We start from the raw sequence: 26,558 nt of genomic DNA, 5'->3' as shown, positions 1-26,558 counted from the left end.
ACTTGGTGAGTACCTGTCAGAAGTTGTCGTGCAGCGAGGCGTTTACCCGGGCTTCCGGAGACCTACTCTGAAGATATGGGCGGGCCTGGAGAACCACCTGAGGGGACACCCGACGGCGCCTCCAACGGTGCGGACGACGAATACCGATCCGTCGTGTTCGACGAGTCGTTCATCCGCGCTGCCCCTCTCCAGGAGTTCTCCGCGCAGGAGCGCCTGGCCGACCACGCGCCCGCCGTCCGCCGCCGCACGCCCACGCGCCGGGGCCTGTCCCGGCAGGCGTTGCTCCTGGTCGTCCTCATCGCGATCGCCTTCGGCACCGCGCTCTACATGGGCGTACGGCACCCCTACCAGACCCCGCAGGCCGGCCGCCTCGCCGATCCGCTGAGAATGACCGTCATCCCGCTCACGCCACGGGGCAGGGTCCCCGGCGGCGCCGACGCCGACCGGCTCTACGCCGGCAGTCCGGCCGCCCAGTTCCGTGTCGGCGCCGAGGGCATCACGCTCCCGGCCGCCCGGCGCACCGCGAACTTCTCCGACGCCCAGGTCGTCACCGCCCTGACCACGGCGAAGGACTACCTCGTGCGCTCCTCGCTCTACCCCGACGTGCTCACCGGCGGGCAGACCAGGCCCGTGCGCGTGCTGCTCGACCCCGACCAACTCGAGCAGTTCGACCGGAGCTTCGCGCATCCGGCCGCCGACGGCCGGCACGCCCCCATCGGCTGGCTGGTGCGCTTCGACCCCTCACGGGCCGAGCTCGCCGACCGCAAGATCCGGGTGCAGGGCTCGCTGGAGGCCGTCGAGGCCGACACCTCCACCCTGGAGGTCACCTCGGACCACACGTTCGTGTACGCGCTGCGACCGGCCGGCGCCGGTGAGCGCACCCAGGTCTCCCTGTTCACCGTCCGGCGCGAGCTCCACTTCCGCTTCGACCGCGACGACCTGCGGCTGCACCAGGCAGAGCTGGTCGGCTCCTCGCTCCAGGCCGGGCCGCTGTCCTGCGCCGACGACGCCACCGGCCACCTGCGCCCGCTGCTCGCCGGCCAGACCCCCAAGGCGGGCGGCCCGGCCGGCACCGACCCGTACGCGCCGCAGGGCACGGCGGCGCTGTGCGGGACGCTGGCGGACAGCGCGCAGCCGAGGGCCTGAAGCGGGTCAGTCCTCGTCGCGCGGCGGCTCCGTGGACCCGGTGGAGCCGCCCGAACCATTGGTGCCCGTCGAGCCCGTCGTGCCCGCGGAGCCCGGCGCGCCCGCGGCACCCGCACCGGAACCCGCGCCGCCGGCCGCGAAGCCGCCGAAGCCCCGCCGCACCCGGCTGCCGAGGTCCCCCGCGCCACCCGCGATGTCGTTGACCAGCTTCATCAGCGGGTCCTTGCTGTTCCGCACCTGCCCCGCGTAGCTCGCCGCCGACTCGCGGAAGGAGTCGGTGACCGAGGTGTCCTTGTCCTCGCCGCGCCGCGGGTAGTGGCCGTCCATGATCCGCTGGTAGTCGCGGGAGGCCGCCCACTTCTTCAGCTCGGCGGCGCGGATCGTGGCGAACGGGTGGGAGCGGGGCAGCACGTTGAGGATCTTCAGCACGGAGTCGCGCAGGTCGCCGCCCGCCTCGTACTCCTCGGCCTGCTCCAGGAAGGCGTCCACGTTCATCTCGTGCAGATGGTTGCCGCCGGCGAGCTTCATCAGTCCGCGCATCGAGGCCCGGAGGTCCTGCCCGACCAGCAGCCCGGCGCGGTCGGCGGACAGCTCCGACTTGCGGAACCACTCGCGCAGCGCCGTCACGATCGCCATGATCGCGACATTGCCCAGCGGGATCCACGCGACCCGCAGGGCGAGGTTGGTCAGGAACAGCAGCACCGTGCGGTACACGGAGTGGCCGGACAGGGCGTGGCCCACCTCGTGGCCGATCACCGCCCGCATCTCCTCCTCGTCGAGCAACTCGACGAGCCCCGTGGTCACGACGATGATCGGCTCGTCCAGACCGACGCACATCGCGTTGGGCAGCGGGTCCTGGTTGACGTACATCGGCGGGACCTTCTCCAGGTCCAGGATGTAGCAGGCGTCGCGCAGCATGTCGTTGAGATGGGCGAACTGACGGTCTGAGACGCGCACCGAGTCGGACAGGAACAGCAGCCTGAGGCTTCGCTCGGGCAGCAGGCCGCTGAGCGCCTTGAAGACCGTGTCGAAGCCGCTCAGCTTGCGCAGCGCGACCAGCGCGGAGCGGTCCGCCGGGTGCTCGTACGCGCGCGAGGAGATCTCCGGGAAGCGCCTGCGCTGCCTGCTCGGCACCCTCTCGTGCCCGTCCTGCTGGTGGCCGTCGTCGGACATGTGGTCCCCCATGTGCGTCGGTGTGCCTGGTGTTCGCTTCGCGCTTTCCTGTACGCCCCCGAAGCCAGCCCCAGCCTAGGCGGAGATACCGTGGACGGGCAGTACGACGAAGGAGTCCCGCACCATGGAGCACATCGCCGCGACCGACTGGCTCAGCGCCGCACCGGAGCAGGGGGCGGGGAATCTCCTCCGGGTCGTGCTGATCGTGATGGTCGTCGGCTGTGTGCTGACGGGATGGTTGCTGCTTCGGGGTTACAGGCGGAAGGACGACTGAGGGCCCGGGAAGGTTGCTCGACGGCGGAGTCGGCGTGAGCGCGGCCGAGGCCCCCGCTTACGATGAGCCGACGTCTTTATCCCGCCCACACGCGATAGGTTCTGCCGAAGATGAGCTTCCACAGCGCCGCTGCCCAGTTGGTCACTCTCGCCGCCGAGGGCGAGGAGCACGGCGGCAACCACGAGAGCCTCAGCCCTTTGCTCACCGGCGGCGGCGCGTTCATCGCCCTGATGCTGCTGCTGTGGATCACCACCCGCTTCAACCGCGACCGCTGACTCCACGGTCAGGGCCGGTAGGGTCTGCACGCATGGGAGAGCAGGACATGCCTACCGGCCCGTCGACCCCGGCCAAGCGCCGGCTCGGCGTCATGGGCGGGACGTTCGACCCGATCCACCACGGGCACCTGGTGGCGGCCAGCGAGGTCGCCGCCCAGTTCCACCTCGACGAGGTGGTGTTCGTACCGACCGGGCAGCCCTGGCAGAAGACCCACCGCAGCGTCTCCCCGGCCGAGGACCGCTATCTGATGACGGTCATCGCGACCGCCGAGAACCCGCAGTTCTCGGTGAGCCGTATCGACCTCGACCGCGGGGGCCCCACGTACACCGTGGACACCCTGCGTGACCTGCGCTCCCTCAATCCCGACACGGACCTGTTCTTCATCACCGGCGCGGACGCCCTCGCCCAGATCCTGACCTGGCGCGACAGCGAGGAGCTGTTCTCCCTCGCGCACTTCATCGGGGTCACGCGGCCGGGCCATGTCCTGACCGACGCCGGGCTTCCGGAGGGCGGCGTCTCGTTGGTCGAGGTTCCCGCCCTCGCCATCTCCTCCACGGACTGCCGTGCGAGAGTCGCCAAGGGCGACCCCGTCTGGTATCTGGTGCCGGACGGAGTCGTGCGCTACATCGCAAAGCGACAGCTGTACCGCGGCGAGTGAGCCGAGAGGGGCACCGGTGAACGACCGATACGACGCGGGGGCCGCAGGATACGGCGCCGACCAGTACGAACTCGTCGGCTACGACGAGTACGGGCAGCCGGTGTACCGGCAGGTGCCCGCCCAGCAGCAGGCCCAGCAGCACTACGACCCCTACGCGCAGCAGCAGGGCTACGGCTACGACCCGTACGCCACCGGCCGGCAGCAGCCGGTGCCGCCGTACGACCCCTACGGCACCGGCCAGCAGCCGCCCGTGACCTCGTACGACTCCTACGAGACGTACGACCCCTACGGGCAGACCGCCACCAGCGGCCAGCAGCCCCGCGTCGCCGAGCAGACCGCGTACATCCCGCAGCAGGCCCGGCCGGCCGATCCCGGTCAGCGCCAGGAGCAGGCGCGAGGCGCTTCCGGCCCCGGGGACGGCCGCGACGGCAATGACGGCCACCACGACCGCGACTACCGGACGGAGCAGTTCGCCTTCGTCGAGGAGCCCGACCAGGACTCCGAGGACGTCATCGACTGGCTGGCGTTCACCGAGAACCGCACCGAGCGCCGCGAGGAGGCCAAGCGCCGCGCCCGCAGCCGCCTGGTCGCCCTGGTCGTCGTCCTCGCGCTGGTCGCCGCCGGAGGGGTGGGCTACCTCTGGTACGCCGGAAAGCTGCCGGGCCTGTCCTCGCCCGAGGACAGCAAGGGCGGTACGACGTCCTCCGCGGCGCAGAAGCGGGACGTGATCGTCGTACACCTGCATGACACCAAGAAGGGCGGCACCTCCACGGCGCTGCTCGTCGACAACGCCACCACCCAGCAGGGCACCACCGTCCTGCTGCCCAACGCGCTCGGGCTGTCCGGCGACGACGGTACGACCACACTGGCCAAGTCGGTCGACGACGACGGCTCCTCCGGCACCCGGGAGGCCCTGGACACCGTCCTCGGTACCTCCATCCAGGGCACCTGGCGCCTGGACACCCCGTACCTGCAGAACCTCGTCGACCTCGTCGGCAACGTCGAGGTCGACACCGACGCCGACGTGCCCGACCCGGCCGCCAAGAAGAAGGGCGAGGCGCCGCTGGTCAGCAAGGGCGAGGGCCAGACCCTGAGCGGCAAGATGGCCGTCGCCTACGCCACCTACCGCGCCCCGGGCGAGGACCAGAACGCCCAGCTGGAGCGGTTCGGGCAGGTGATGCACGGGGTGCTGCGCAAGCTGTCGTCCGACCCGCAGGCCGCCACGACCACCGTCCAGACACTGGCGCAGATCCTCGACCCGTCGCTGACCGACAAGGACCTCGGCACCTTCCTCGCCAAGCTGTCCGACCTCGCCAAGAGCGGCGACTACAAGACCGCCGTGCTGCCGGTCCAGACCGACGGCACGCTTAGCGCCCAGGCGGGCGCCGGCGTGGTCAAGGACATCCTCGGCGGCACCGCGAAGAGCCCCGACCAGGACGCCGCCGTCCGGGTCTCGGTGCAGAACGCCAGTGGTGTGAAGGACAACACCGAGAAGGCGCGCGTGGTGCTCCTCAACGGAGGCTTCACCTTCCTGGAGGGGGGCGCGGCGAGCGGTGCCCGGCCCTCGTCCGAGGTCACCTACGCGGACGCCGCCGACAAGGAGAACGCCACCGAGGTCGCCAAGACGCTGGGCCTGCCCGAGAGCGCCGTGGCCGAGGGAGACGTCTCCGCCAACGCGAACGTCTCCGTGGTCCTCGGCCAGGACTACGAGCCGGCCCCCGCCGGGTAATGCGTGAAGGCGCCGTCGGCGGTCCGTGAGACCCTGGTGATACAAGTGACCGCCGACGGAAAGCCGCGTAGTGACCGCAACAGACCGCTCCCTCGAACTCATCACCACCGCCGCCCAGGCGGCCGCCGACAAGCTCGCGCACGACGTCATCGCGTACGACGTGAGCGACGTGCTGTCGATCACGGATGCGTTCCTGCTCGCCTCCGCGCCCAACGACCGCCAGGTCAAGTCGATTGTCGACGAGATCGAGGAACGGCTCCAGAAGGAGCTGGGCGCCAAGCCGGTGCGCCGCGAGGGCGACCGCGACTCCCGCTGGATCCTGCTCGACTACGTCGACATCGTCGTGCACGTGCAGCACAGCGAGGAGCGTGTCTTCTACGCCCTGGAGCGGCTGTGGAAGGACTGCCCCGAGCTCGAACTGCCCGCCGACGCCAAGGCCACCCGCGGCAAGGCCGCCGAGCACGCCCGGCTGCAGGCCGCCGAGGAGGCCGCCGAAACGGGTGGTGACTGGCGGTGAGCGCCACCGGCGAGGTGAGCGCCGCCAAGCCGGGCCGCGGGCGGCGGATCATCCTGTGGCGGCACGGGCAGACGGCCTGGAACGTGGAGCGCCGCTTCCAGGGCTCCACGGACGTCGAACTCACCGAGGTCGGCGTCGCCCAGGCCCGCCGTGCCGCCCGTCTGCTCGCCTCCCTCAAGCCGGACGCGATCATCGCCTCCGACCTGATGCGCGCCGCGCACACGGCCGCCGAGCTGGCCGCGCTCACCGGTCTGGAGGTGCACCGCGACGAGGCCCTGCGCGAGACGTACGCGGGCGTCTGGCAGGGCCTGACGCACGACGAGATCATCGCCCGCCACGGCGAGGAGTACGCCGCGTGGAAGTGCGGTGAGCCGGTGCGCCGCGGCGGCGGCGAGCTGGAGTCCGAGGTGGCCGACCGGGCCGCCCCGGTCGTGCTGCGGCACACCGACAAGCTGCCCGACGACGGCACCCTGGTGGTCGTCAGCCACGGTGGCACGATCCGCACCACCATCGGCCGTCTCCTCGGCCTGGAACCCCACCATTGGGAGAGCCTCGGCGGCCTCTCCAACTGCTGCTGGTCCGTCCTCGGCGAGGGCGCGCGCGGCTGGCGGCTGCTGGAGCACAACGCCGGCACGCTCCCGGAGCCGGTGCTCGGCGACGACGACTGAGCGCTGTCGGCACCGCGGGGGCCCGGATTTCACTTTCCGGCAGGTCGCAGGCTAAAGTTCTTCTTGTTCGCCCCGCCGAGCGGGGCGAAACACCATGCGGCTCCGCCGCGTGGGGGCCAGGGGCTATAGCTCAGTTGGTAGAGCGCCTGCATGGCATGCAGGAGGTCAGGAGTTCAATTCTCCTTAGCTCCACGGACGAATCCCGTCCCCGTCGAGGGGGCGGGATTTTTCGTCGTCACACGTTTGAGCAGTCCTGGTCCAGCAGGCGTATACCTCTGTGGAGGCGTCCCTTGCTGCGCGTGGCCGGACTGGTACCAAGGCGTCGCTGACCGTATTGGCCCGGCCGTGGCAGAATCAAACGGCCGGAAGGGGGCGCGGCCCGACGGGAGGGAGTACCGATGCCTGCGAGCATCCTCGGGGAGGTCGGCCACCTCCTTGGCGGAGCGGCGTTGATACGGGACACGACCACCCGGCTCAGCTGCCCTTCCTGCGGCTCCGCGCATGTCGCCCAGGTGCTCGGCGACAACGGCGGGATCTCCTACGTGTGCACGGCCTGCGGCCACAGCTGGAGCTGATCGATGGGTGCACACAGGCGGAAGTGCGATTGGTGCGGCAGTGGTACGCCGATCGTCCGCGACATGGAACCGGTGAACCCCGACTACCAGTACTGGTGCGAGGAATGCGCGCGGGCGCTGATCATAAAAGGCGACCCGATCGAGACGTACCGCGAACTGGAGGGTGAGCCGATCTACGGGCGGCTCCTCGAAGAGCACTGCACGCTCAAGCGGTTCTACTCGTTCGTGACGGCCTGACCTCTCCGGGTGATGGTGGCGGCGATCACCAGGACGAGGCAGCCGGTGGCGGCGTAGAGCCCCGACAGGGCGAACTCGGCCGGGTTCTGGTGCAGTTCGGGCCGACCGGGGGTGTGCGGTACCCACCACAGGGCGTACGAGCAGAACACCAGGAGCACGCCGGCGGCGGCCGCCCGGCGGTGGCGGGCCGCGAGGAGCAGGACGAGCGGCACGCACCAGACCCAGTGGTGCGACCACGACACCGGGCTGACGAGCAGTGCCGTGACGGCGCACCCGGCCACCGCCCAGGCCCGTTCGCCGCGCAACTCCGCCCGCACCGCCACCGCCAGCCCCGCGGCGGCCACGAGAGCCGCCACGGCGACCCAGAGCGCCCCCGGGTCGGGAGTGTGCAGCAGACGCGCCAGAACGCCACGCAGGGCCTGGTTCGCGGTCTCCTCGGCATGCCCGGCCCGGTCCGCCCGGAACACCACGGCGGTCCAGAACCGCCAGGAGTCGTACGGGAGGACGGCCGCCGCGAGCAGCGTCGCCCCGGCGAAGGCGGTGACGGCCCCGCGCGCGTGCCGCAGCCAGGGGCCCTCCCGGTTCCTGCGGCGTGCCACGAGAGCGGTGGCGAGCAGGAAGACGGCGAACAGCGCCGGGGTCAGCTTCACGGCGGCCGCGATGCCGATGCCCACACCCGCCCAGCGCTCACCCGGGCGCCGGGAGAGGTCCCACAGCACGAGGACGGCGAGCAGCAGGTTGACCTGGCCGTAGCGCAGGGTCGTCCACACCGGCTCGCACCACACGGCCACCGCCGAGGCCCACCAGACGGCCTCCGCGCGCGTGTGCCCCACGAGCCGCAGGGAGAGCCGCACGAACACGACCAGCAGGGCGAGGTTCCCGGCGGTGGCCAGGGTGCGCAGGGACCCCGTGTCCGGCAGCGTCAGCGGGGTGAACAGCAGGGCGGCGAAGGGCGGGTAGGTGGCGGGCAGTTGGGCGGTGGTCGCGCGCAGGGCGTACAGGTCGCCGCCCGCGCGCACGGTGGCGCCCTCGGCGCGGTACACCAGCAGGTCGACCATCGAGACGTGCGCGGCCCGCTGGGCGATCCAGAACGCCGCGAAGGAGAGCAGGCAGACGCCGAGTGCGACGGGCGTCCGGCGGTGGACTGCGGTGGACGTGATCACGGTCACGAGGGCCGACCATATCGGTCGTATCGGCGCAGACAGGAAACGATTTGGTGGAGTGCCCGGTCGACCGTGTAATGTTGGCGTCGCCGCCGGGGGACCGGCGGAGCGGTCGATGACTGCAAGGGGCTATAGCTCAGTTGGTAGAGCGCCTGCATGGCATGCAGGAGGTCAGGAGTTCAATTCTCCTTAGCTCCACAATCGGAATCATCTTGCGGATCCCACCGAGTGCGACTCGGTGGGATCTTCGTGTTTCCCCGGAATTCCGATGCGGGCGGGGCCGCCGGTCCCTGGCGGCCCCTTCGTCTGCGTCGGGGTCAGCGGCCCAGGGCGCGCCGCCCACGGCCCTGGGAGAGGACCGGGAGGGTGTTGCGGGCCGGCGGCCGCTCCGCCTGCTCCTCGATCCGCAGGGCGAGCGCCGGGCAGCGGCGGACCGCGCGCAGCGCCTTGTCCTCCGCGCGGCGCGGCACCTGGGCCTGGGCGACGGTCGGGAAGCCGTCGGCGCCGAGTTCGAAGACCTCCGGGAGGATGTCGGCGCACAGGCCGTGCCCCCGGCACAGCGTCCAGTCGACGTAGATCTTCTGGCGACTGGGGCCGTTGTCCCCGGAGCCGCCGCCGCCCGGGATGCCCGTCGGGGTCTGGCCGCCCTCGAAGAGCGGCAGCACGCCGTGCACGGGCCGCCCGCAGCCGTTGCCGAGGACGTGGGCCGCCAGGTCGTCCGTGAAGGCCTTGACGGTGGATTCGAGGAACATCGCGGAGCCGTCGGGGTGCGAGCAGGCGCCGCGCCGCTTGACGTTCTTGGCGACCTGCTTGAGCGCTTCCAGGGCCGCGGGGCCGCCGCCGCCCAGGATGTCCTCCAGGCCGCGCGCGGCGGCGGGCAGGCCGAGGTAGCAGGGGCCGCACTGGCCCGCGCTCTCCTCGGCCAGCCACTGGGCGACCCGCAGCGACTCGCCCAGCGGGCAGGTGTCCTGGCTGATCGGCAGGATCGCGCCGGCGCCCAGCGAACCGCCCACCGCGTCCAGCGAGTTGCGGGAGACGATCGCCTCGTTCACCGTTGCCGCGTCGATCCACTTGCCGTGGTAGCCGCCGGTCAGCACGCCCTGCGGGACCGGCGGGCCGCCGGCGAGCTGCAGGACGTAGCGGAGCGGCACACCGGTGGGCACCTCGATGACCATGGGGCGGGCGACGGCGCCGGAGACCGTCAGCATGACGGTGCCCGGCTCGTCGTACAGGCCGGTGTTGCCGTAGCGCTCCGGGCCGATGCGGGCGGCGATCGCCAGCTGCGCGAACGTCTCGGCGTTCGACAGCAGCGTGGGTGCGCCGCCGACGCCGCTCTGCGAGGCGCTGATCTTGCGGCCGGGCGGGATCGCCGGGCCGCCGTCGATCGAGCGGATCAGGGAGGCGGCGGCGCCGGTGACCATGCGGACCGGGTTGCGCTGCACGCGTGCGCGCAGGGCCGAGCGACGGCCGTTGCTCAGGCCGCGTTCGGCGAGCGCGGCCTCCATGGAGCGCTGCGTGGACTCACGGGTGACCCCCACCACGAGCGTGCGGGCACCCAGGGCCTCGGCGCACAGCAGGGCGCCGTCCAGGATCAGGTGCGGAGCACGGTTGATCAGCACCGTGTCCTTGCGGCAGGCCGGTTCGTCCTCGCTGCCGTTGACGACGACGACGGGGCGGACGCCGCGCTTGATCGCCGCTTCGGCGACCGAGCGCAGCTTCTTGTGGAAGGGGAAGCCGGCGCCGCCGCGGCCCCTGAGGTTGATGCGCTCGGCGAGCTGGGCGAGCTGCTCGCCGCCCAGCGGTTCGAGCGGCCCGTGCACCTTCAGATGCATGGGCAGATCGAGCCGTTCGACAAGGTCGAAGCCCGACGTGAGCTGAGGAAGGCCGACGACGCGGACTTCTGGGACGTCGGGCAGGGCCTCGTTCACTTAAAGCCTCCGGAAGGCGCGTTCCAAGGTTCGCCCGAACCCGGTGCGTCGAAGTCGTAGGACGCACCGGGCAGTGTTTCGGTGGCGGGACCGCTGTTGTTGTACGTGTCGTCGGGGTAGTACGTGCCGAACGCGGCGTTCATCTCACCGGTGTCGTACACATCACTCGACCCGTAGCCGGACGCGCCCGGATTGCCATAGGCGGGGATGTTGTATCCCGTGTCCTGGAGCGGGTCGTACGCCGACGGGGGTGCCTCGCCGACCGGGGGCGGGGACGGGATCGGCCAGGAGCCTGACGTGCTCTCCACGCGCGGGAGGGCCTCTGTGGGCTGGAGGTCGGTCAGCTGCTCCACATGGGCGTTCCGGTCGGCCGGGAAGGCCCCCCGCGCGCGTGAAGGAGACGACACCGCGCGGTAGGCGGCGGCGAAGCCGGGGGCGGGCTCCTGGGCGGGGGGTGGCGCGGGGGACTGATACAGGGGGCCGGCCGAGGGCGGCACACGGGGCTGGGATCCCGTCGCGTCGTGGCGTGCCTGCCGCTCGTAGCCCGGCAGCGAGGACTCCGCCGCCCTGGCCCGGCTGGCGTCCAGCGCCTCACGGACGGCGGGCCCGGCGCCGCCCATGAACCGTGCGATCAGGTCGGCGACCTTTCGCTTGACGGGGCGCGGTGCCGCGCGCAGGGCCAGCGCCGCGGCGACCGCCACCACGCACAGCTCGTAGCACAGCATGAAGAACGGCTTCGCGGGGCGGCCCGCGAACAGCCCGTGGATCAGGGCGGCGCACCAGGCCGGATAGGCCAGCATGTGCATCGCCCGCCAGCGGGCCGCGACGGGCCCCGGGGCCGCGAACCGGTTGCGCATCGCCCCGGTGACCCCGACGAAGATCATGAGCAGCGCGGCAAGGGTGCCCAGGCCGATCAGGAAGGCGGTGCCCGTGAACTGGTCGCCGCCGGTGACGAGGAGCCCGAACGGGATGAACGCGGCGATCCAGCTGGTGTGCTCCAGTGCCAGCTTCGCGACGATGTGCACGACGAGGAACGCGAGGGACGCGACGGACGTGATCCGGTGGATGGCCTGCGCGGCGATCCTCTGCCGGGTGCTGAGGATCATCCGGTCCTGGGCGACGAGCCCCCAGATCACCGAGCAGGTGAGGCAGACGAGACACAGGACGCCGACGCCGAAGTTGAGGAACTCCAGGAACGCGTCGTCCACCGTGCTGTCGTTCGGGTCCGTGCTCACGACCTGCCTCCCGGCGTGACGGGGCGGGATATGGACGGCCGACTGCCGGCGGCCGCCGTCCCTGGGGCCGAGGGGCCCGGTGCGGGCGGCGAGCTGCTGAGGGGACGAGGGTTCATGGGGGCAACTCCGAACGGTTCGGGAAGGCGGTCCCGCTGCCGCACTCTAAGTGGCTCCATACCGGGGGGTACGGCGTTTGAGTTATTGCGTTGTTATCAATGGGCCGCGAGGGGCTTGTGTTGTCCCCTTAGCGGCCGTTACGCCAGGTAACAATTGAACGTTGCTCAGCTTTTCCAGTTCTTCACAACCCTCAGGTACGGAATCAGGGGCGCCGTTGTTCATGTGTGATCCGGCCGGAAGCCCGTCGCGACCCGCTCCGGCGCTGCGGTACCCTGACGCCATGCGTGCCGTACGCCTTCTGCTTAGCGGGCCGCGCTGATCAGTCCCGGCCACCGGGTGAGTCGAGTGGCCGGAGTCGGCGCGGCGTCCCCTCCTGTGCGAGGGGATTTTTCGTTTCCGAAGAATCACAGCCGCTGGCAGAGACGATCGATGGAGCTTTGAGGATCATGAGCGAGACGAACCCCGCAGCCACCGCCGGCCTGTCGGTGGATGCAGCGCCGCACCGCTACACGGCCGCCATGGCAGCCGAGATCGAGGCACGCTGGCAGGACTTCTGGGACGCCGACGGCACCTACGCGGCACCCAATCCCAAGGGTGACCTGGCGGGCGACCCCGAGACGGTCGCCAGGCCCAAGAAGTTCTTCATGGACATGTTCCCCTACCCCTCCGGCGCGGGCCTGCACGTCGGCCACCCGCTGGGTTACATCGCCACCGACGTCTACGCCCGGTTCCACCGGATGACCGGCCACAACGTCCTGCACACCCTGGGATTCGACGCCTTCGGCCTGCCCGCCGAGCAGTACGCCGTGCAGACCGGCACGCACCCGCGCGTGTCCACCGAGGCCAACATGGAGAACATGAAGGTCCAGCTGCGCCGGCTGGGCCTGGGCCACGACAAGCGCCGGTCGTTCGCCACGATCGACCCGGACTACTACCGGTGGACCCAGTGGATTTTCCTGCAGATCTTCGGCTCCTGGTACGACGACGAGGCGAAGAGGGCCCGCCCGATCGCGGAGCTGGTCGCGCAGTTCGAGAGCGGTGAGCGCGCGCTGCCCGGCGGGCGCTCCTGGGGTGAGCTGAGCGCGGCCGAGCGCGCCGACGTGCTGGGTGAGTACCGCCTGGCGTACGCCTCGGACGCGCCGGTCAACTGGTGCCCCGGCCTGGGCACCGTCCTGGCCAACGAGGAGGTCACCGCCGACGGCCGCTCCGAGCGCGGCAACTTCCCCGTCTTCAAGGCCAAGCTGCGCCAGTGGAACATGCGGATCACCGCCTACGCCGACCGGCTGCTGGACGACCTGGACGCGCTGGACTGGCCCGAGGCCATCAAGCTGCAGCAGCGCAACTGGATCGGCCGCTCCGAGGGCGCGCGTGTCGACTTCCCCGTGGACGGCGAGCACATCACCGTCTTCACCACGCGCCAGGACACCCTGTTCGGCGCGACCTACATGGTGCTGGCACCCGAGCACCCGCTGGTCGAGAAGTTCACCCCGGCCCAGTGGCCCGAGGGCACCCACCAGATGTGGACCGGCGGTCACCGGACCCCGGTCGACGCCGTCGCCGCCTACCGCGCGCAGGCCGCCGCCAAGTCCGACGTCGAGCGGCAGGCCGAGGCCAAGGACAAGACCGGCGTCTTCACGGGCACGTTCGCGACCAACCCGGTCAACGGCGAGCGGATCCCGGTCTTCATCGCCGACTACGTCCTGATGGGCTACGGCACCGGCGCGATCATGGCCGTCCCGGCGCACGACAGCCGCGACTTCGCCTTCGCCCGCGCCTTCGAGCTGCCCATGCGGTGTGTCGTCGAGCCCTCCGACGACCGCGGGACCGACGCCTCGACCTGGGACGACGCGTTCGCGTCGTACGACGCCAAGATCGTGAACTCGTCCGGTGAGGACATCTCCCTGGACGGCCTGGGCGTCGTCGAGGCCAAGGCGCGCATCACCGAGTGGCTGGAGCGCGAGGGCATCGGCGAGGGCACCGTCAACTTCCGGCTGCGCGACTGGCTGTTCAGCCGGCAGCGGTACTGGGGCGAGCCGTTCCCGATCGTCTACGACGAGGAGGGCATCGCCCACGCCCTGCCCGAGTCGATGCTGCCGCTGGAGCTGCCCGAGGTCGAGGACTACTCGCCGCGCACCTTCGACCCGGACGACGCCGACACCCGGCCCGAGACGCCGCTGTCGCGCAACGAGGACTGGGTCGACGTCACGCTGGACCTGGGCGACGGCCCGAAGAAGTACCGCCGCGAGACCAACACCATGCCCAACTGGGCCGGTTCGTGCTGGTACGAGCTGCGCTACCTGGACCCGCACAACGACGAGGTCCTGGTCGACCCGGAGATCGAGCGGTACTGGATGGGTCCGCGCGACGGCATGCCGCACGGCGGTGTCGACCTGTACGTGGGCGGCGCCGAACACGCCGTGCTGCACCTGCTGTACGCGCGCTTCTGGTCCAAGGTGCTGTACGACCTGGGGCACGTCTCGTCCCCGGAGCCGTTCCACCGGCTGTTCAACCAGGGCATGATCCAGGCCTACGTCTACCGCGACAGCCGCGGCATCGCGGTGCCCGCCGCCGAGGTGGAGGAGCGCGACGGCGCGTACTACTACCAGGGCGAGCAGGTCACCCGGCTGCTGGGCAAGATGGGCAAGTCCCTGAAGAACGCGGTCACTCCGGACGAGATCTGCGCCGAGTACGGGGCGGACACACTGCGGCTGTACGAGATGGCCATGGGCCCGCTGGACGTGTCGCGGCCGTGGGACACGCGCGCGGTGGTGGGTCAGTTCCGGCTGCTGCAGCGGCTGTGGCGCAACATCGTCGACGAGACCACCGGTGAGGTCACCGTGGCCGACGTGGAGCCCGCCGCCATCGACGACGTGACGCTGCGCGCGCTGCACAAGGCGATCGACGGGGTGCGCGGGGACCTGGAGGGCCTGCGCTTCAACACCGCGATCGCCAAGATCACCGAGCTGAACAACCACCTGACCAAGGCGGGCGGGGCGGTACCGCGGCCGGTGGCCGAGGCACTGGTCCTGATGGTCGCGCCGCTGGCGCCGCACATCGCCGAGGAGCTGTGGCGGCGGCTGGGACACACCGGCTCGGTCGTCCACGCCGACTTCCCCGTCGCCGACCCCGCCTACGTCGTGGACGAGACCGTGACCTGCGTGGTGCAGGTCAAGGGCAAGGTCAAGGCGCGGCTGGAGGTGTCGCCGTCGATCTCCGAGGAGGAGCTGGAGAAGGTGGCGCTGGCCGACGAGAAGGTGGTCGCGGCGCTGGACGGGGCGGGCATCCGGAAGGTGATCGTGCGGGCGCCGAAGCTGGTGAACATCGTTCCGGCGTAGCCGCCGGCGCGGCGTGCGCCTGTTCCGGCGCGTCCCCTAGGGGCTGGTGGGGGGTGCTCTGCGGGCAGGTTCGGGGTTCGTCCGGAACTCCGGACCTGCCTGTGGCGTTTACCGTGGAAGAGCGGCGCGGTGCGTGCCGCGGCCGGTTCGGAGGAGGAGCCTCGTGGAAGCAGTGATCATGGTGTTCGCCCTGCTCTTCGTCCTCTTCCTGGGCCTGGGCGCCTACGCCACGGTCAAGGTGGTCGGCGCCGCCAAGCGCGGAGTGGACCGCACCGTCACACAGGCCCGCCGCACGGTCGAGGACCACACACTGCGGGCCAGGTCCTTCACCCAGCCCGGCCCCGTGGGCGAGATCGCCCAGCTCCGGCTGAAGCTGCGCACCTCGATGCGGGCCACGCAGGACACGCTGCAGGCCAGCGCCGCCGAGGACGAGTCCCTCAAGGAGGCGCTCGGCCTGTTCCAGCGTCTCAGTGCCCATGGGCACGAACTGGACGCCGAGCTCAGGCGCCTGGAGTCCGAGCCGGACCGCGCGACGCTCGCCGAGCGGCTGCCCGAGCTGCGCGACCGCACCCAGCGCATCACACACTCGGCGGAGTCGCTGCGCTGGGCGGCCCGGGACCGCGCCGGCCACTTCGCCGACGACGACCTGGACGCGCTGAGCGCGCAGATCGACGTGGAGAGCGGGGCACTGCGGCACTGGACGGCGTCGAACTCCGCGGCGACCCCGCCGCCGTGGCCCGAGGCCCCGCCCGCCGACGCCCCGAGCGCCCAGCAGACCTGGCCGGACACGCCGCAGTCCCGCACGGCCGAGGAGCCGACGCGGCCCGCCATCACCCCGCCGGGACCACGCCCGGCGTACCCCTGGCAGAAGAAGCCGCGCCCCGAGAGCACGACCTGAACATGCGCCGCTGTCCCGGGCGCCCGCGTGGTGGGAGCGGGTTCCGGGTGGCTTGCGGGCACATGTTCCGGGCAGGCGTATGGCCCGGGCTGCCGCCCAGGCGCTACGGCAGGTAACCTCCAGCTCATGTCCCGCCATGTCGCGATCGTCACCGATTCAACGGCCTACCTGCCGCACCGGACGATGGAGCGCCACGGCATCACAGCGGTTCCCCTGACCGTGGTCCTCGGCGACCGCGCGCTGGAGGAGGGCACCGAGATCTCGACCCGCTCGCTGGCCCAGGCGCTCCAGAAGCGACGTCCCGTCACCACCTCGCGTCCCAGCCCCCAGCTGTTCGCCGAGACCTACCGCAAGGCCGCCGAGGCGGGCGCCACCGACATCGTCTCCCTGCATCTGTCGGCCGAGCTGTCGGGCACGTACGACGCGGCCGTCCTCGCGGCGCGCGAAGCGCCCGTGCCGGTGCGGGTGGTGGACACCGGCATGATCGCGATGGCGCTGGGCTTCTGCGCGCTGGCCGCGGCCGAGGTGGCACAGTCCGGCGGCACGGTGGACGAGGCGGTCACGGCCGCGGAGAAGCGGGCCTCCGGCACCTCCGCCTTCTTCTACGTCGACACCCTCGACTATCTGCGACGAGGCGGCCGGATCGGTACCGCGCAGGCGTTCTTCGGGTCCGCACTGGCCGTGAAGCCGCTGCTGCAGCTGGACGGGGGACGGATCGAGCTCCTGGAGAAGGTCCGGACGGCGTCCAAGGCGATCGCCCGCCTGGAGGAGATCGTGGCCGACCGGGCGGGGGACGCGCCGGTGGACATCGCGGTGCACCATCTCAGCGCGGCGGACCGGGCGTCGGCGCTGGCGGACCGGGTGCGCGGGCGGGTGCCAGGACTGGCGGACCTGCATGTGAGTGAGGTGGGGGCCGTGATCGGGGCACATACGGGACCGGGGCTGCTGGGGGTTGTGGTGTCGGCGCGGTGAGGCGGCTGCTTGCCGAGGTGCCGTGACCGTCGGGGTGTGCGGTGTCTGTCGGGGGGCGCCGTGTCTGTCGGGGTGTGCCGTTCCCGTCGGGGTGTGTGGTGACCGTCGGGGTGTGCCGTTCCCGTCGCGGTGTGCCGTGACCGTCGGGGTGTGCCGTGACCGTCGCGGTTCACTCGTTCAGGTGGCGGGGTTTTCCACAACTCAACGGTAGTCCCCGGGAATCGAGCAAGATCATCGCGGGGGTGGCGGGGCGTCGCATCCTCGTCGCATGGCACTTCGATCACGCACGCGCGCAGCATCCGTCACCAGCGGCCCGGGCCGCGGACCTGCCTCCGACAGCCGTACGGCGCACCGCCGTCGCCGCCCTCCCACCCTGGCCCGGGCCCGGCACCGGCATGCGTCGGCGGCGGAACTACGGCGCCGCGCCGAGGTGCTCTTCGGCGAGCGCGCGGGGGAGTGGCGGGAGCCGGGAGCGGGGCCGCCGGGCGACGCCGACGCGAACGACACCGCTGCTGTGCCCGCCGCCGTGGAGCGATTGCGGGACCGGGCCGTGCCGGCCCTGCGGGAGCGGATGCCGGTGTGGTTGCAGGCGCGGTGCGGCCTGGAGCGCAGAAGCGTGGTGGCGCTCACCGTGCTGCTCGTCGTCGTCGCGGGCTTCGCCGTGCAGCACTTCTGGGCCGGGCGGACACAGTCCGTGCGGGCACCCGAGGTGGTCGGGGCGGCGCCCGTGGAGGAGCGGGAGGACGAGCCGTCCGCCGCGCCGGGCGCGGTGCCCGCTCAGCCCGGCGGCGCCGGCACGCCCGCCGCCGAGATCGTCGTGGACGTCAGCGGGAAGGTGCGCGAGCCGGGGATCCATCGTCTCCCCGCCGGATCGCGCGTCGCGGACGCCCTGACGGCGGCCGGAGGGGTGCGGCCGGGCACGGACGTCGAAGGGCTCAACCGGGCCCGCTTCCTGGTGGACGGGGAGCAGGTGGTCGTCGGTGGCCCCGCGCCCGCAGCCCCCGTCCCGCCGCTGGCCGGGGGAGTCCCGGCCGGCGGGGCGGGTGCGCCCGCGGTGCCCGTCTCCCTCAACACCGCCACGGTCGAGCAACTCGACACCCTCCCCGGCGTCGGACCCGTGCTGGCGCAGCACATCCTCGACTACCGCGCCCGGCACGGGGGGTTCCGCTCGGTGGACGAACTGCGCGAGGTGAACGGCATCGGTGAACGGCGGTTCGCCGACCTGCGGGACCTCGTACGGCCATGAGGCGCTCCCAGGACCTCCCGGGCCCGCGCGTCCCGGGTGCGCGCTCGCCCGTGCACGCGGCTGCCCGAGGCCGTCTCGGCGTCGCCCATCCACGCCAGGAGGGCCCGGCGGACCTACGGCTCGTACCTCCCGCCCTGGCCGCCTGGGCGACGGCCGCCCTGACGCTGGACGCCTCGCCGGGTCTGGTGACAGGCGTGGCCGTCGCAGGCCTGGTCGTGGCGTGCGGGCTGCTGGTCGGTGCCGGTCGGGCAGCGGGCGCTCGCTCGCGTGTCCCTGTTGCCGCCGGTTCGGCGGGGGGTGTCGGCTCGGGTGTCGCCGAAGCCACCGGTCCTGCATTGGGCGCTCGCTCGCGTGTCCCTGTTGCCGCCGGTTCGGCGGGGGGTGTCGGCTCGGGTGTCGCCGAAGCCGCCGGTCCTGCATTGGGCGCTCGCTCGCGTGTCCCTGTTGCCGCCGGTCCGGCGGGGGGTGTCGGCTCGGGTGTCGCCGAAGCCACCGGTCCCGCATTGGGCGCTCGCTCGCGTGCCCCCGTCGACGCCGCCTCCGCGGGGGGCGTCCGCTCGCGTGCCGGCCTCGCCGCCGTGTTGCTCTGCGTCGCGGCGGCCGCCGCCTCGGCCGGCCTGCACGGAGCCGATCTGCGCAGGGGGCCGGTGCCGGGGCTGACGGAGCGGTTCGCCACGGTGACCGTCGAGGCCGAGGTCACCTCCGATCCCCGGCTCACCCGGCCGAGGGTCACCGGCAACCGGCTTGCGACGGTGTCCGTGCTGGCGAAGGCGGAGGTGCGGAGCGTCGAGGAGCCGTCCGGGACGAGGACGGTGACGCGGACGCCGGTGCTGGTGATCGTGGACGCGGGTGCGGCCGGGCGGCGGGAGTGGCTCGGACTGCTGCCCTCCACCCGGGTCAGGGTGACCGGGCGCCTCGCGCCCGCCCTGGTGGGCGGCGACCGCATCGCCGCCGTGCTGCGGGTACGGGACCGGACCGGGCCCGAGGTGGTGGAGGAACCGTCGGGGCCGCAACGGTTCGCGGGACGGTTGCGGGCCGGCCTCCGGGAGGCCACCGACGGGCTGCCGGCGGACGCGCGGGCGCTGCTGCCGGGGCTGGTCGTCGGGGACACCTCGCGGATCACGCCGGACCTGGACGAGGCCTTCAAGGAGACCGACCTCGCCCACACGCTCGCCGTGTCCGGGAGCAACCTCACGATCGTCCTCGCCCTGCTGCTGGGCCCGCCAGGGCTGGCCCAGCGCAGCGAGCGGCGTGGTCTCGCGCCCCGGCTGGGCATCTCGCTGCGGGCGACCGCGGTGCTCGGCGGGACCCTCACCCTCACGTTCGTGGTCGTCTGCAGACCGGACCCGAGCGTGCTGCGGGCCGCGGCCTGCGGTGCCGTCGCACTGCTCGCCCTCGCCACCGGCCGCCGGAAGTCGCTGATCCCGGCGCTGGCCACGGCGGTGCTGCTGCTGGTGCTCTACGACCCGTGGCTCGCCCGCAGTTACGGCTTCCTGCTCTCCGTGCTGGCCACCGGCGCGCTGCTCACCCTCGCGCCCCGGTGGAGCGGCGCGCTGCGCCGGCGTCGGGTGCCGCCGCGGCTCGCGGAGGCGCTGGCCGCGGCGGGGGCCGCGCAGGCCCTGTGCGCGCCGGTGGTGGCGGTGCTGTCGGCGCGGGTCAGTCTCGTCGCGGTGCCGTGCAATCTGCTGGTGGAGTTCGCGGTCGCGCCGGCCACCGTGCTGGGCTTCGCGGCCCTGGCGGTGGCGCCGGTGGCGATGCCGGTGGCCAAGGCGCTGGCGTGGTGCGCGAGTTGGCCCGCCGGATGGATCGCGGAGGTCGCCAGGACCGGGGCGGCGCTGCCCGGCGCCGGGGTGGACTGGCCGGGTGGCTGGGGCGGGGCGGCGCTGCTGGCCCTCGTCACGGCGGCCGTCGTGGTCACCGGCCGGCGCCTGCTGCGGCACCCGTGGCTGTGCGCGGGCTGCGGGGTGCTGCTGGTGCTGGCGGTGGTGCAGCCGCCGCCGCTGGCCAGAGTGGTCACGGGCTGGCCGCCGCCGGGGTGGCGGCTGGCGATGTGCGACGTGGGACAGGGCGACGCGACCGTGCTCGCGGCCGGTCCGGGCACCGGGGTCGTGGTGGACACCGGACCCGACTCGAGGCTGGTCGACCGGTGCCTGCGCGACCTCGGCATCACCCGCGTCCCGCTGGTGGTCCTCACCCACTTCCACGCCGATCACGTGGCCGGGCTGCCCGGCGTACTGCGGGGCCGTGCCGTCGGGGCGATCGAGACGACCGGCTTCGAAGAGCCGGTGGAGCAGGTGGAGTTCGTCCACGGGGAGGCGGCGGCACGGGGGATTCCGGTCACGCGCGCCATGGCCGGGGAGCGGCGGCGTACCGGGGACCTGTCCTGGCAGGTGCTGTGGCCGCCGGGGCAGGCATCGGCGCCGGAGGGCCCGAACGACGCGAGCGTCGCGATGCTCGTACGGTCGGCGGGCCTGCGGATGCTGCTGCTCGGGGACCTCGAACCCCCGGCCCAGCAGGCACTGTTGCGGACACCGGCGGCGGCGCTGGTGGGTGGCGTGGATGTGCTGAAGGTGGCGCATCACGGCTCCGCCTACCAGGACCCGGAGCTGATACGCCGGGCCGCGCCGCGGCTGGCGCTGATCTCCTGCGGCGCGGACAATCCGTACGGTCACCCCGCCCCCAGCACGGTCGCGGCACTGCGGGACGCAGGCGCGACCGTACTGCGGACGGATGTGGACGGGGCGATGGCCGTTGCCGGGGCGGGCACGGGTCTGCGCGTGGCGCGAGACTGAGACCATGAACGCCGCACAGGCTGACGCCTACCTCCGCCGCCTCGGGGTCCGGAACCCGGCGTGGCCCACCATCGACGTCCTGCGTGAGCTGCAACTGCGCCATCTGCAGACGGTCCCCTTCGAGAACCTCTCGATCCATCTCGGTGAGGAGATCGTCCTGGAGGAGAAGCGGCTGCTGGAGAAGGTGGTGGGGGCACGCCGTGGCGGGTTCTGCTACGAACTGAACGGGGCCTTCGGGGCGCTGCTCGCCGTGCTGGGCTATGACGTCTCGCTGCTGGCGGGGCGGGTGTACGGGGAGGGCGGCCGGCTCGGGATCCCGTTCGACCATCTCGCGCTGCGGGTGCGGACGGTGGACGCGGGGGAGTGGCTGGCCGACGTCGGATTCGGCGCGCTCAGTCACGGTCCGCTGGCCATGGAGGAGCAGGGGGAACAGGAGGATCCCGGGGGCGCGTTCCGGATCGCCGAGGCGGGGCCGGACGCGGCGGGCGTGCGCGGTGGCGGCCGGGCCGGCGCCGGGGCCGGAGCGACTGATCTCGACCTGCTGAGGGACGGCATCCCCGTGTACCGGCTGGAGGCGCGGCCGCGGGCGCTCCAGGACTTCGCGGGCGGGGCCTGGTGGCACTGCACGTCGCCGGAGTCGCACTTCGTGCAGTCGCTGGTGTGCTCCCGGCTCACGCAGGACGGCGGCCGGATCACGCTCAGCGGGCGGCAGCTGAAGCTGACGGCTCCGGACGGGACGCGGGAGGCGCGGGAGCTGGAGACGGACGAGGAGGTGCTTGAGGTCTACCGGGAGCGTTTCGGGATCGGGCTGGACCGGGTGCCGGTCGTGCGGGGGACGCCGGGTGGGGGCGGGTGACCTGCTTGCCGGCGGGGCCGGGCGGTGCCGGAAGATGGCTGCCGTGAGTGATGTGAGACATGTGCTGGTGCTGCCGGACCGCGATGCCGCGGAGGAGGTGGTGGAGGCGCTCGGGGAGCGGTTCGGCCTGGCCGAGGAGCCGTTGCTGGTGCGGGACGCGCTGGCCGGGGAGGACGACGCCGAGGACGCGCAGTGGCTGGTCGTCCTGCGGGACGAGGACGGGCGGCTGGACACGGGGGCATTGGACGAGTTCGTGGCGGAGTGGGAGGGGTGGCGGGAGGATCCGTAGGCCTGGGGCTCGGGTGTGCGGGTGGCGTCGCTTGCCTCGGTGGGAGGGGTGGCTTGCCCGGCGGGGCGGCGGGTCGGCGGGTCGGCGGGTGGTGAGGCTGCCCGGCGGGGCGGGTGGGGGTTTGCGGGTTCCTTGTCTGACAGCGGGGCGGGTGGGGGTTTGCGGGTTCCTTGTCTGACGGCGGGGCGGGTGGGGTTGTGGTCTCCGGTTGGTGAAGGGCACCGGTTCGGTGGAGGCAGCGGTGGTCGCCCGCGGAGTCCGTTGCGGGGGGTCCGTCGCCGGGAGGCGGTGGTCGCCGGCCGGGGGTGGTGCCGGGGGCGGCGGTGGGCCCGCGGTGGGCCCGCGGCCTCGGTCCGCAGCTGGGCTGCCGGTCGCCGACCGGCGCCGGGGTCCGTCGCCGAAAGGCGTTGTCAGTGGCGCGTGGGATGCTGTGCGGGATGGCCAGGAAGACTGCTCAAGACGACGCCCTCGCCCCCGTGACGCTTGCCGTGGGTCAGGAGGATCTCCTGCTCGACCGCGCCGTGCAGGAGGTGGTGGCCGCCGCCAGGGCCTCCGATGCCGACACGGACGTGCGTGACCTGACGCCGGACCAGCTCCATCCGGGCACGCTCGCGGAGTTGACCAGCCCCTCGCTGTTCGCGGAGCGCAAGGTCGTCGTCGTACGCAACGCGCAGGATCTGCCGGCCGACACGATCAAGGACGTGAAGGCGTATCTGGGGGCGCCCGCCGAAGAGATCACGCTCGTGCTGCTGCACGCCGGCGGGGCCAAGGGCAAGGGGCTGCTGGACGCGGCGCGCAAGGCGGGTGCGCGGGAGGTGGCGTGCCCGAAGATGACCAAGCCGGCAGACCGGCTGGCGTTCGTGCGGGGCGAGTTCCGCACGCTGGGGCGGTCGGCCACGCCGGAGGCCTGCCAGGCGCTCTGCGACGCCATCGGCAGCGATCTGCGGGAGCTGGCGTCCGCCGTGTCCCAGTTGTGCGCGGACGTCGAGAGCACCATCGACGAGGCGGTCGTCGGGCGGTACTACACCGGGCGGGCCGAGGCGTCGAGCTTCACGGTCGCCGACCGGGCGGTCGAGGGGCGGGCGGCCGAGGCGCTGGAGGCACTGAGGTGGTCGCTGGCGACCGGGGTGGCGCCGGTGCTGATCACCAGCGCGCTGGCGCAGGGAGTGCGGGCGATCGGCAAGCTGTCGGCGGCGCGGGGTGGCCGTCCGGCCGATCTGGCGCGGGAGCTGGGGATGCCGCCGTGGAAGATCGACCGGGTGCGGCAGCAGATGCGCGGATGGACGCCGGACGGGGTGGCGCTGGCGCTGCGGGCGGTCGCCGAGGCCGACGCGGGCGTGAAGGGCGGCGGCGACGACCCCGAGTACGCCTTGGAGAAGGCGGTCGTGACGATCGCCCGGGCGGCACGGTCACGAGGGCGGGGCTAGGACCTGCCGGACAATTCGCGTCCGGCATCGTTTCGTTCGGCCGGATCCCCGAGAGCGGACGGCGCCGGACCGGCACCGTGCCGGTGAGCGCCGTGGGACACCTGGTCGCTGCCGGGGAGTGATCGGGCCTCTGGTCGGCACCGGGCAGCGAGCGGGCCTCGGTGCCGACAGCGATCGGGCCTCGCTCGGTGCCAGGCGGAGGCCGGGCCTCTGGTCGGGGCCAGCGAGCGTTAGCGGGGTATGCCGAAAGCCCCGGCGCACCGCTCTGGGGAAGAGCGGGTGCCGGGGCCTTGCGGTTCAAGCTGCTGGATTCGCGCCCGCGTGGCGAACGCAGGCCGCGCGCGAATCCGGGGGTGCCGGTCGGGGGCGGAAGAGAGAGGGCCCGCCCTGGGTCCTTCCGGCGATCAGATCAGTTGAGGGGTTCAGCCCTTGAGCGCGGTGACCTTGGAAGCAAGCGCCGACTTCTTGTTGGCGGCCTGGTTCTTGTGGATGACGCCCTTGGAGACGGCCTTGTCGAGCTGACGCGCGGCAGCGCGCTGGTACTCGGTGGCCTTCTCGACGTCACCCGCGGCAGCAGCCTCACGGGCCTTGCGGATCGCGGTCTTCAGGGAGGACTTGACGGCCTTGTTGCGCAGCCGGGCCTTCTCGTTGGTCTTGATCCGCTTGATCTGGGACTTGATGTTCGCCACGAATGAGCCTTTTCAGGTTCAGGCACGGGACCGGAGTGATTCCGGGACCCGCGCCAGGTGATTTCTTAGGACGCGCCTCGCGCTGAGAGGGCATGAGGCACAGCCACCCAGGCTACCAGTGGCCCTCGTGGTGGCCCAAACCGGTCCCCGGTCGCCGCCCGTGGGACCATGGAGGCTACGTAACGATCCGACCCGAGGCATAAGGCGCCTCAAGAGACAGGACCCTGCGTGCCCGCGACCCCTAACCATGTGCCCGAGCCGAGCCGTACCGACCCGGCTCTGATCCGCAATTTCTGCATCATCGCGCACATCGACCACGGCAAGTCCACTCTCGCCGACCGGATGCTCCAGCTGACCGGTGTGGTCGAGCAGCGGCAGATGCGTGCTCAGTACCTCGACCGGATGGACATCGAGCGCGAGCGCGGCATCACGATCAAGTCCCAGGCCGTGCGCCTGCCCTGGGCTCCCACCCAGGACCCGGGCAACACGCACATCCTCAACATGATCGACACCCCGGGGCACGTCGACTTCACCTACGAGGTCTCGCGGTCGCTCGCCGCCTGCGAGGGGACGATCCTCCTCGTCGACGCCGCCCAGGGCATCGAGGCCCAGACCCTCGCCAACCTGTACCTGGCGATGGAGAACGACCTCACCATCATCCCCGTACTGAACAAGATCGACCTGCCGGCCGCGCAGCCGGAGAAGTTCGCCGAGGAGCTGGCGAACCTCGTCGGGTGCGAGCCGGGCGACGTGCTCAAGGTCTCCGCGAAGACCGGGCTCGGGGTGGAGGCCCTGCTCGACAAGGTGGTCGCCGAGATCCCGGCGCCGGTCGGCGTCGCCGACGCCCCCGCCCGCGCCATGATCTTCGACTCCGTCTACGACTCCTACCGCGGTGTCGTGACGTACGTCAGGGTCGTGGACGGCCAGCTCAACAAGCGTGAGCGGATCCGGATGATGTCGACCGGGGCCACGCACGAGCTGCTGGAGATCGGGACCAACTCGCCGGAGATGCTGGCCGCCGACGGGCTCGGTGTCGGTGAGGTGGGCTACCTCATCACCGGGGTGAAGGACGTCCGCCAGTCCAAGGTGGGTGACACCATCACCCAGCAGCACAAGGGGGCCACGGAGGCGCTCGGCGGCTACAAGGACCCCAAGCCCATGGTCTTCTCCGGACTGTATCCGCTGGACGGATCCGACTACCCCGAGCTGCGCGAGGCGCTGGACAAGCTCCAGCTCAACGACGCGGCGCTGGTGTACGAGCCGGAGACGTCCGCCGCCCTGGGCTTCGGTTTCCGCGTCGGCTTCCTCGGCCTGCTGCACCTGGACGTGGTCCGTGAGCGGCTGGAGCGCGAGTTCGGGCTCGACCTGATCGCCACCGCGCCGAACGTGGTGTACCGGGTGGTCATGGAGGACGGCGGCGAGCACACCGTCACCAACCCGAGCGAGTTCCCCGAGGGCAAGATCAACGAGGTCTACGAGCCGGTCGTGCGGGCCACGATCCTCGCGCCGACCGAGTTCATCGGCTCGATCATGGAACTGTGCCAGACCCGGCGCGGCACGCTGCTAGGCATGGACTACCTGTCCGAGGACCGCGTCGAGATCCGCTACACCCTCCCCCTGGCCGAGATCGTCTTCGACTTCTTCGACCAGCTGAAGTCCAAGACCCGCGGCTATGCCTCGCTGGACTACGAGCCCACCGGCGAGCAGACCTCCAGCCTGGTCAAGGTCGACATCCTGCTGCACGGCGACAAGGTGGACGCCTTCTCGGCGATCACCCACAAGGACCAGGCGTACGCGTACGGCGTGCGGCTCGTCGCCAAGCTGAAGGAGCTGATCCCGCGGCAGGCCTTCGAGGTGCCGGTCCAGGCCGCCATCGGCTCCCGCGTGATCGCCCGCGAGACCATCCGCGCCATCCGCAAGGACGTCCTCGCCAAGTGCTACGGCGGTGACATCTCCCGTAAGCGGAAGCTGCTGGAGAAGCAGAAGGAGGGCAAGAAGCGGATGAAGATGGTCGGTTCCGTGGAGGTTCCGCAGGAGGCCTTCATCGCGGTGCTCTCCAGCGATGACAGCGCGGCGTCGGGCAAGAGCAAGAAGTAGTCGCCGCCGACGCGGGATCATCGCAAACCGCGCAAACGGGGGCCTGTCGCACCGGACGACGGGCCCCTGTGGCGTGTGTACGGCCCTTCCTTTGGAGGAAGTGACAAAGCGCGGACTCTTACGCACTGGCCGGACGGCATCTAACCTGATGCCTGCTCGATAGTTACTCGCGAGTTAAACAACGGCACGCGAGTGAAAACTGCCGCACCGAAGGCGCAAGACGCCCTGAGCAGCCGCACCGTCGCGGGCCCCGGAGGATGT

The 26,558-nt window shown here is 71.9% G+C and carries 23 protein-coding genes and 2 tRNA genes; 20 read left to right on the top strand and 5 right to left on the bottom strand.

Annotated elements, in window-relative coordinates; translation table 11 throughout:
* The first annotated feature begins 75 nt into the window (after window positions 1-75).
* Window positions 76-1,146 (top strand): hypothetical protein, encoded by a 1,071-nt coding sequence (locus tag ACIHCM_RS03710; RefSeq protein ID WP_399888481.1) that lies wholly within the window; start codon window positions 76-78, stop codon window positions 1,144-1,146.
* A 6-nt stretch (window positions 1,147-1,152) separates the two neighbouring features.
* On the opposite strand, the gene ACIHCM_RS03705 is transcribed toward ACIHCM_RS03710, so the two are convergent.
* Window positions 1,153-2,319, bottom strand: coding sequence for a M48 family metallopeptidase (locus ACIHCM_RS03705; RefSeq protein ID WP_399888737.1), 1,167 nt, complete (start codon window positions 2,317-2,319; stop codon window positions 1,153-1,155).
* Between the two features lie 124 nt (window positions 2,320-2,443).
* Here ACIHCM_RS03705 and ACIHCM_RS03700 point away from each other — a divergent pair, with 124 nt between their 5' ends.
* The 9 genes from ACIHCM_RS03700 to ACIHCM_RS03660 all read left to right on the top strand — a co-directional run bounded on the left by ACIHCM_RS03700 (window position 2,444) and on the right by ACIHCM_RS03660 (window position 7,253).
* Window positions 2,444-2,593, top strand: a complete 150-nt coding sequence (locus tag ACIHCM_RS03700; protein WP_399888479.1) for a hypothetical protein — start codon at window positions 2,444-2,446, stop codon at window positions 2,591-2,593.
* A 110-nt stretch (window positions 2,594-2,703) separates the two neighbouring features.
* Complete coding sequence (locus ACIHCM_RS03695; RefSeq protein WP_399888476.1) at window positions 2,704-2,868, top strand: hypothetical protein; 165 nt, start codon at window positions 2,704-2,706, stop codon at window positions 2,866-2,868.
* Window positions 2,869-2,900: 32 nt separating this feature from the next.
* Window positions 2,901-3,527, top strand: coding sequence for a nicotinate-nucleotide adenylyltransferase (gene nadD, locus ACIHCM_RS03690; RefSeq protein ID WP_385382452.1), 627 nt, complete (start codon window positions 2,901-2,903; stop codon window positions 3,525-3,527).
* A gap of 16 nt (window positions 3,528-3,543) precedes the next feature.
* Window positions 3,544-5,256, top strand: coding sequence for an LCP family protein (locus tag ACIHCM_RS03685; protein WP_399888472.1), 1,713 nt, complete (start codon window positions 3,544-3,546; stop codon window positions 5,254-5,256).
* A gap of 70 nt (window positions 5,257-5,326) precedes the next feature.
* On the top strand, window positions 5,327-5,773 hold the full coding sequence (rsfS, locus tag ACIHCM_RS03680) for a ribosome silencing factor (protein ID WP_393112441.1): 447 nt from the start codon (window positions 5,327-5,329) through the stop codon (window positions 5,771-5,773).
* Window positions 5,764-6,441, top strand: a complete 678-nt coding sequence (locus tag ACIHCM_RS03675) for a histidine phosphatase family protein (protein WP_399888734.1) — start codon at window positions 5,764-5,766, stop codon at window positions 6,439-6,441. Before rsfS ends, ACIHCM_RS03675 begins: the two co-directional genes overlap by 10 nt.
* Before the next feature lie 119 nt (window positions 6,442-6,560).
* A tRNA-Ala gene (locus ACIHCM_RS03670) sits at window positions 6,561-6,633 on the top strand.
* Window positions 6,634-6,839: 206 nt separating this feature from the next.
* Window positions 6,840-7,016, top strand: coding sequence for a hypothetical protein (locus tag ACIHCM_RS03665; RefSeq protein ID WP_393112439.1), 177 nt, complete (start codon window positions 6,840-6,842; stop codon window positions 7,014-7,016).
* 3 nt (window positions 7,017-7,019) lie between these two features.
* Window positions 7,020-7,253, top strand: coding sequence for a hypothetical protein (locus ACIHCM_RS03660; protein ID WP_003976229.1), 234 nt, complete (start codon window positions 7,020-7,022; stop codon window positions 7,251-7,253).
* On the opposite strand, the gene ACIHCM_RS03655 is transcribed toward ACIHCM_RS03660, so the two are convergent.
* Window positions 7,232-8,422 carry a glycosyltransferase 87 family protein gene (locus tag ACIHCM_RS03655; RefSeq protein ID WP_399888469.1) on the bottom strand — a complete coding sequence of 397 codons (1,191 nt, stop codon included), beginning with the start codon at window positions 8,420-8,422 and terminating at the stop codon, window positions 7,232-7,234. The genes ACIHCM_RS03660 and ACIHCM_RS03655 overlap by 22 nt on opposite strands.
* Window positions 8,423-8,541: 119 nt before the next feature.
* Between ACIHCM_RS03655 and ACIHCM_RS03650 the strand changes: the two genes are divergently transcribed.
* Window positions 8,542-8,614: transfer RNA gene (locus tag ACIHCM_RS03650), tRNA-Ala, on the top strand.
* A gap of 119 nt (window positions 8,615-8,733) precedes the next feature.
* On the opposite strand, the gene ACIHCM_RS03645 is transcribed toward ACIHCM_RS03650, so the two are convergent.
* Together ACIHCM_RS03645 and ACIHCM_RS03640 are read right to left on the bottom strand one after the other, a co-directional pair.
* Window positions 8,734-10,344 carry an NADH-ubiquinone oxidoreductase-F iron-sulfur binding region domain-containing protein gene (locus tag ACIHCM_RS03645; protein WP_399888466.1) on the bottom strand — a complete coding sequence of 537 codons (1,611 nt, stop codon included), beginning with the start codon at window positions 10,342-10,344 and terminating at the stop codon, window positions 8,734-8,736.
* Window positions 10,341-11,579 (bottom strand): cytochrome b/b6 domain-containing protein, encoded by a 1,239-nt coding sequence (locus ACIHCM_RS03640; protein WP_399888463.1) that lies wholly within the window; start codon window positions 11,577-11,579, stop codon window positions 10,341-10,343. The genes ACIHCM_RS03645 and ACIHCM_RS03640 overlap by 4 nt, the downstream gene beginning before the upstream one ends.
* A gap of 563 nt (window positions 11,580-12,142) precedes the next feature.
* On the opposite strand from ACIHCM_RS03640, the gene leuS reads away from it, so the two are divergent.
* The 8 genes from leuS (at window position 12,143) to holA (ending at window position 23,511) form a co-directional block, all read left to right on the top strand.
* Window positions 12,143-15,031, top strand: a complete 2,889-nt coding sequence (gene leuS / locus ACIHCM_RS03635; protein WP_399888460.1) for a leucine--tRNA ligase — start codon at window positions 12,143-12,145, stop codon at window positions 15,029-15,031.
* A 163-nt stretch (window positions 15,032-15,194) separates the two neighbouring features.
* Window positions 15,195-15,929: a hypothetical protein gene (locus ACIHCM_RS03630; RefSeq protein WP_399888457.1), complete on the top strand. Its 735-nt coding sequence runs from the start codon at window positions 15,195-15,197 to the stop codon at window positions 15,927-15,929.
* 126 nt (window positions 15,930-16,055) lie between these two features.
* Window positions 16,056-16,901 carry a DegV family protein gene (locus ACIHCM_RS03625; protein ID WP_399888454.1) on the top strand — a complete coding sequence of 282 codons (846 nt, stop codon included), beginning with the start codon at window positions 16,056-16,058 and terminating at the stop codon, window positions 16,899-16,901.
* Window positions 16,902-17,169: 268 nt separating this feature from the next.
* Entirely contained in the window at window positions 17,170-18,147 is a 978-nt protein-coding gene (locus ACIHCM_RS03620) for a helix-hairpin-helix domain-containing protein (protein ID WP_399888451.1), read from the top strand.
* Window positions 18,144-20,939: a ComEC/Rec2 family competence protein gene (locus tag ACIHCM_RS03615; RefSeq protein ID WP_399888448.1), complete on the top strand. Its 2,796-nt coding sequence runs from the start codon at window positions 18,144-18,146 to the stop codon at window positions 20,937-20,939. Before ACIHCM_RS03620 ends, ACIHCM_RS03615 begins: the two co-directional genes overlap by 4 nt.
* A gap of 4 nt (window positions 20,940-20,943) precedes the next feature.
* Complete coding sequence (locus ACIHCM_RS03610; protein ID WP_399888444.1) at window positions 20,944-21,795, top strand: arylamine N-acetyltransferase; 852 nt, start codon at window positions 20,944-20,946, stop codon at window positions 21,793-21,795.
* A gap of 43 nt (window positions 21,796-21,838) precedes the next feature.
* Window positions 21,839-22,084 (top strand): hypothetical protein, encoded by a 246-nt coding sequence (locus ACIHCM_RS03605; protein WP_399888442.1) that lies wholly within the window; start codon window positions 21,839-21,841, stop codon window positions 22,082-22,084.
* 437 nt (window positions 22,085-22,521) lie between these two features.
* Entirely contained in the window at window positions 22,522-23,511 is a 990-nt protein-coding gene (gene holA / locus ACIHCM_RS03600) for a DNA polymerase III subunit delta (protein ID WP_399888439.1), read from the top strand.
* A 422-nt stretch (window positions 23,512-23,933) separates the two neighbouring features.
* On the opposite strand, the gene rpsT is transcribed toward holA, so the two are convergent.
* Window positions 23,934-24,200, bottom strand: a complete 267-nt coding sequence (gene rpsT, locus ACIHCM_RS03595; protein ID WP_019074070.1) for a 30S ribosomal protein S20 — start codon at window positions 24,198-24,200, stop codon at window positions 23,934-23,936.
* A gap of 228 nt (window positions 24,201-24,428) precedes the next feature.
* On the opposite strand from rpsT, the gene lepA reads away from it, so the two are divergent.
* Window positions 24,429-26,297 carry a translation elongation factor 4 gene (gene lepA, locus ACIHCM_RS03590; protein WP_399888436.1) on the top strand — a complete coding sequence of 623 codons (1,869 nt, stop codon included), beginning with the start codon at window positions 24,429-24,431 and terminating at the stop codon, window positions 26,295-26,297.
* Window positions 26,298-26,558 lie beyond the last annotated feature (261 nt).

The organism is Streptomyces sp. NPDC052023 (assembly GCF_044548465.1).
GTDB lineage: Bacteria > Actinomycetota > Actinomycetes > Streptomycetales > Streptomycetaceae > Streptomyces.
The sequence above is the reverse complement of the archived record's forward strand: the minus strand, read 5'-3'. Positions and strand labels throughout refer to the sequence as shown.

Excerpts from the sequence above, each read along its gene's own strand:
- ACIHCM_RS03710 (WP_399888481.1), top strand. The coding sequence starts at position 76 with ATGGGCGGGCCTGGAGAACCACCTGAGGGGACACCCGACGGCGCCTCC.
- ACIHCM_RS03705 (WP_399888737.1), bottom strand. The coding sequence starts at position 2,319 with ATGTCCGACGACGGCCACCAGCAGGACGGGCACGAGAGGGTGCCGAGC.
- ACIHCM_RS03700 (WP_399888479.1), top strand. The coding sequence starts at position 2,444 with ATGGAGCACATCGCCGCGACCGACTGGCTCAGCGCCGCACCGGAGCAG.
- ACIHCM_RS03695 (WP_399888476.1), top strand. The coding sequence starts at position 2,704 with ATGAGCTTCCACAGCGCCGCTGCCCAGTTGGTCACTCTCGCCGCCGAG.
- nadD (WP_385382452.1), top strand. The coding sequence starts at position 2,901 with ATGGGAGAGCAGGACATGCCTACCGGCCCGTCGACCCCGGCCAAGCGC.
- ACIHCM_RS03665 (WP_393112439.1), top strand. The coding sequence starts at position 6,840 with ATGCCTGCGAGCATCCTCGGGGAGGTCGGCCACCTCCTTGGCGGAGCG.
- ACIHCM_RS03660 (WP_003976229.1), top strand. The coding sequence starts at position 7,020 with ATGGGTGCACACAGGCGGAAGTGCGATTGGTGCGGCAGTGGTACGCCG.
- leuS (WP_399888460.1), top strand. The coding sequence starts at position 12,143 with ATGAGCGAGACGAACCCCGCAGCCACCGCCGGCCTGTCGGTGGATGCA.
- ACIHCM_RS03625 (WP_399888454.1), top strand. The coding sequence starts at position 16,056 with ATGTCCCGCCATGTCGCGATCGTCACCGATTCAACGGCCTACCTGCCG.
- ACIHCM_RS03620 (WP_399888451.1), top strand. The coding sequence starts at position 17,170 with ATGGCACTTCGATCACGCACGCGCGCAGCATCCGTCACCAGCGGCCCG.
- ACIHCM_RS03615 (WP_399888448.1), top strand. The coding sequence starts at position 18,144 with ATGAGGCGCTCCCAGGACCTCCCGGGCCCGCGCGTCCCGGGTGCGCGC.
- ACIHCM_RS03610 (WP_399888444.1), top strand. The coding sequence starts at position 20,944 with ATGAACGCCGCACAGGCTGACGCCTACCTCCGCCGCCTCGGGGTCCGG.
- holA (WP_399888439.1), top strand. The coding sequence starts at position 22,522 with ATGGCCAGGAAGACTGCTCAAGACGACGCCCTCGCCCCCGTGACGCTT.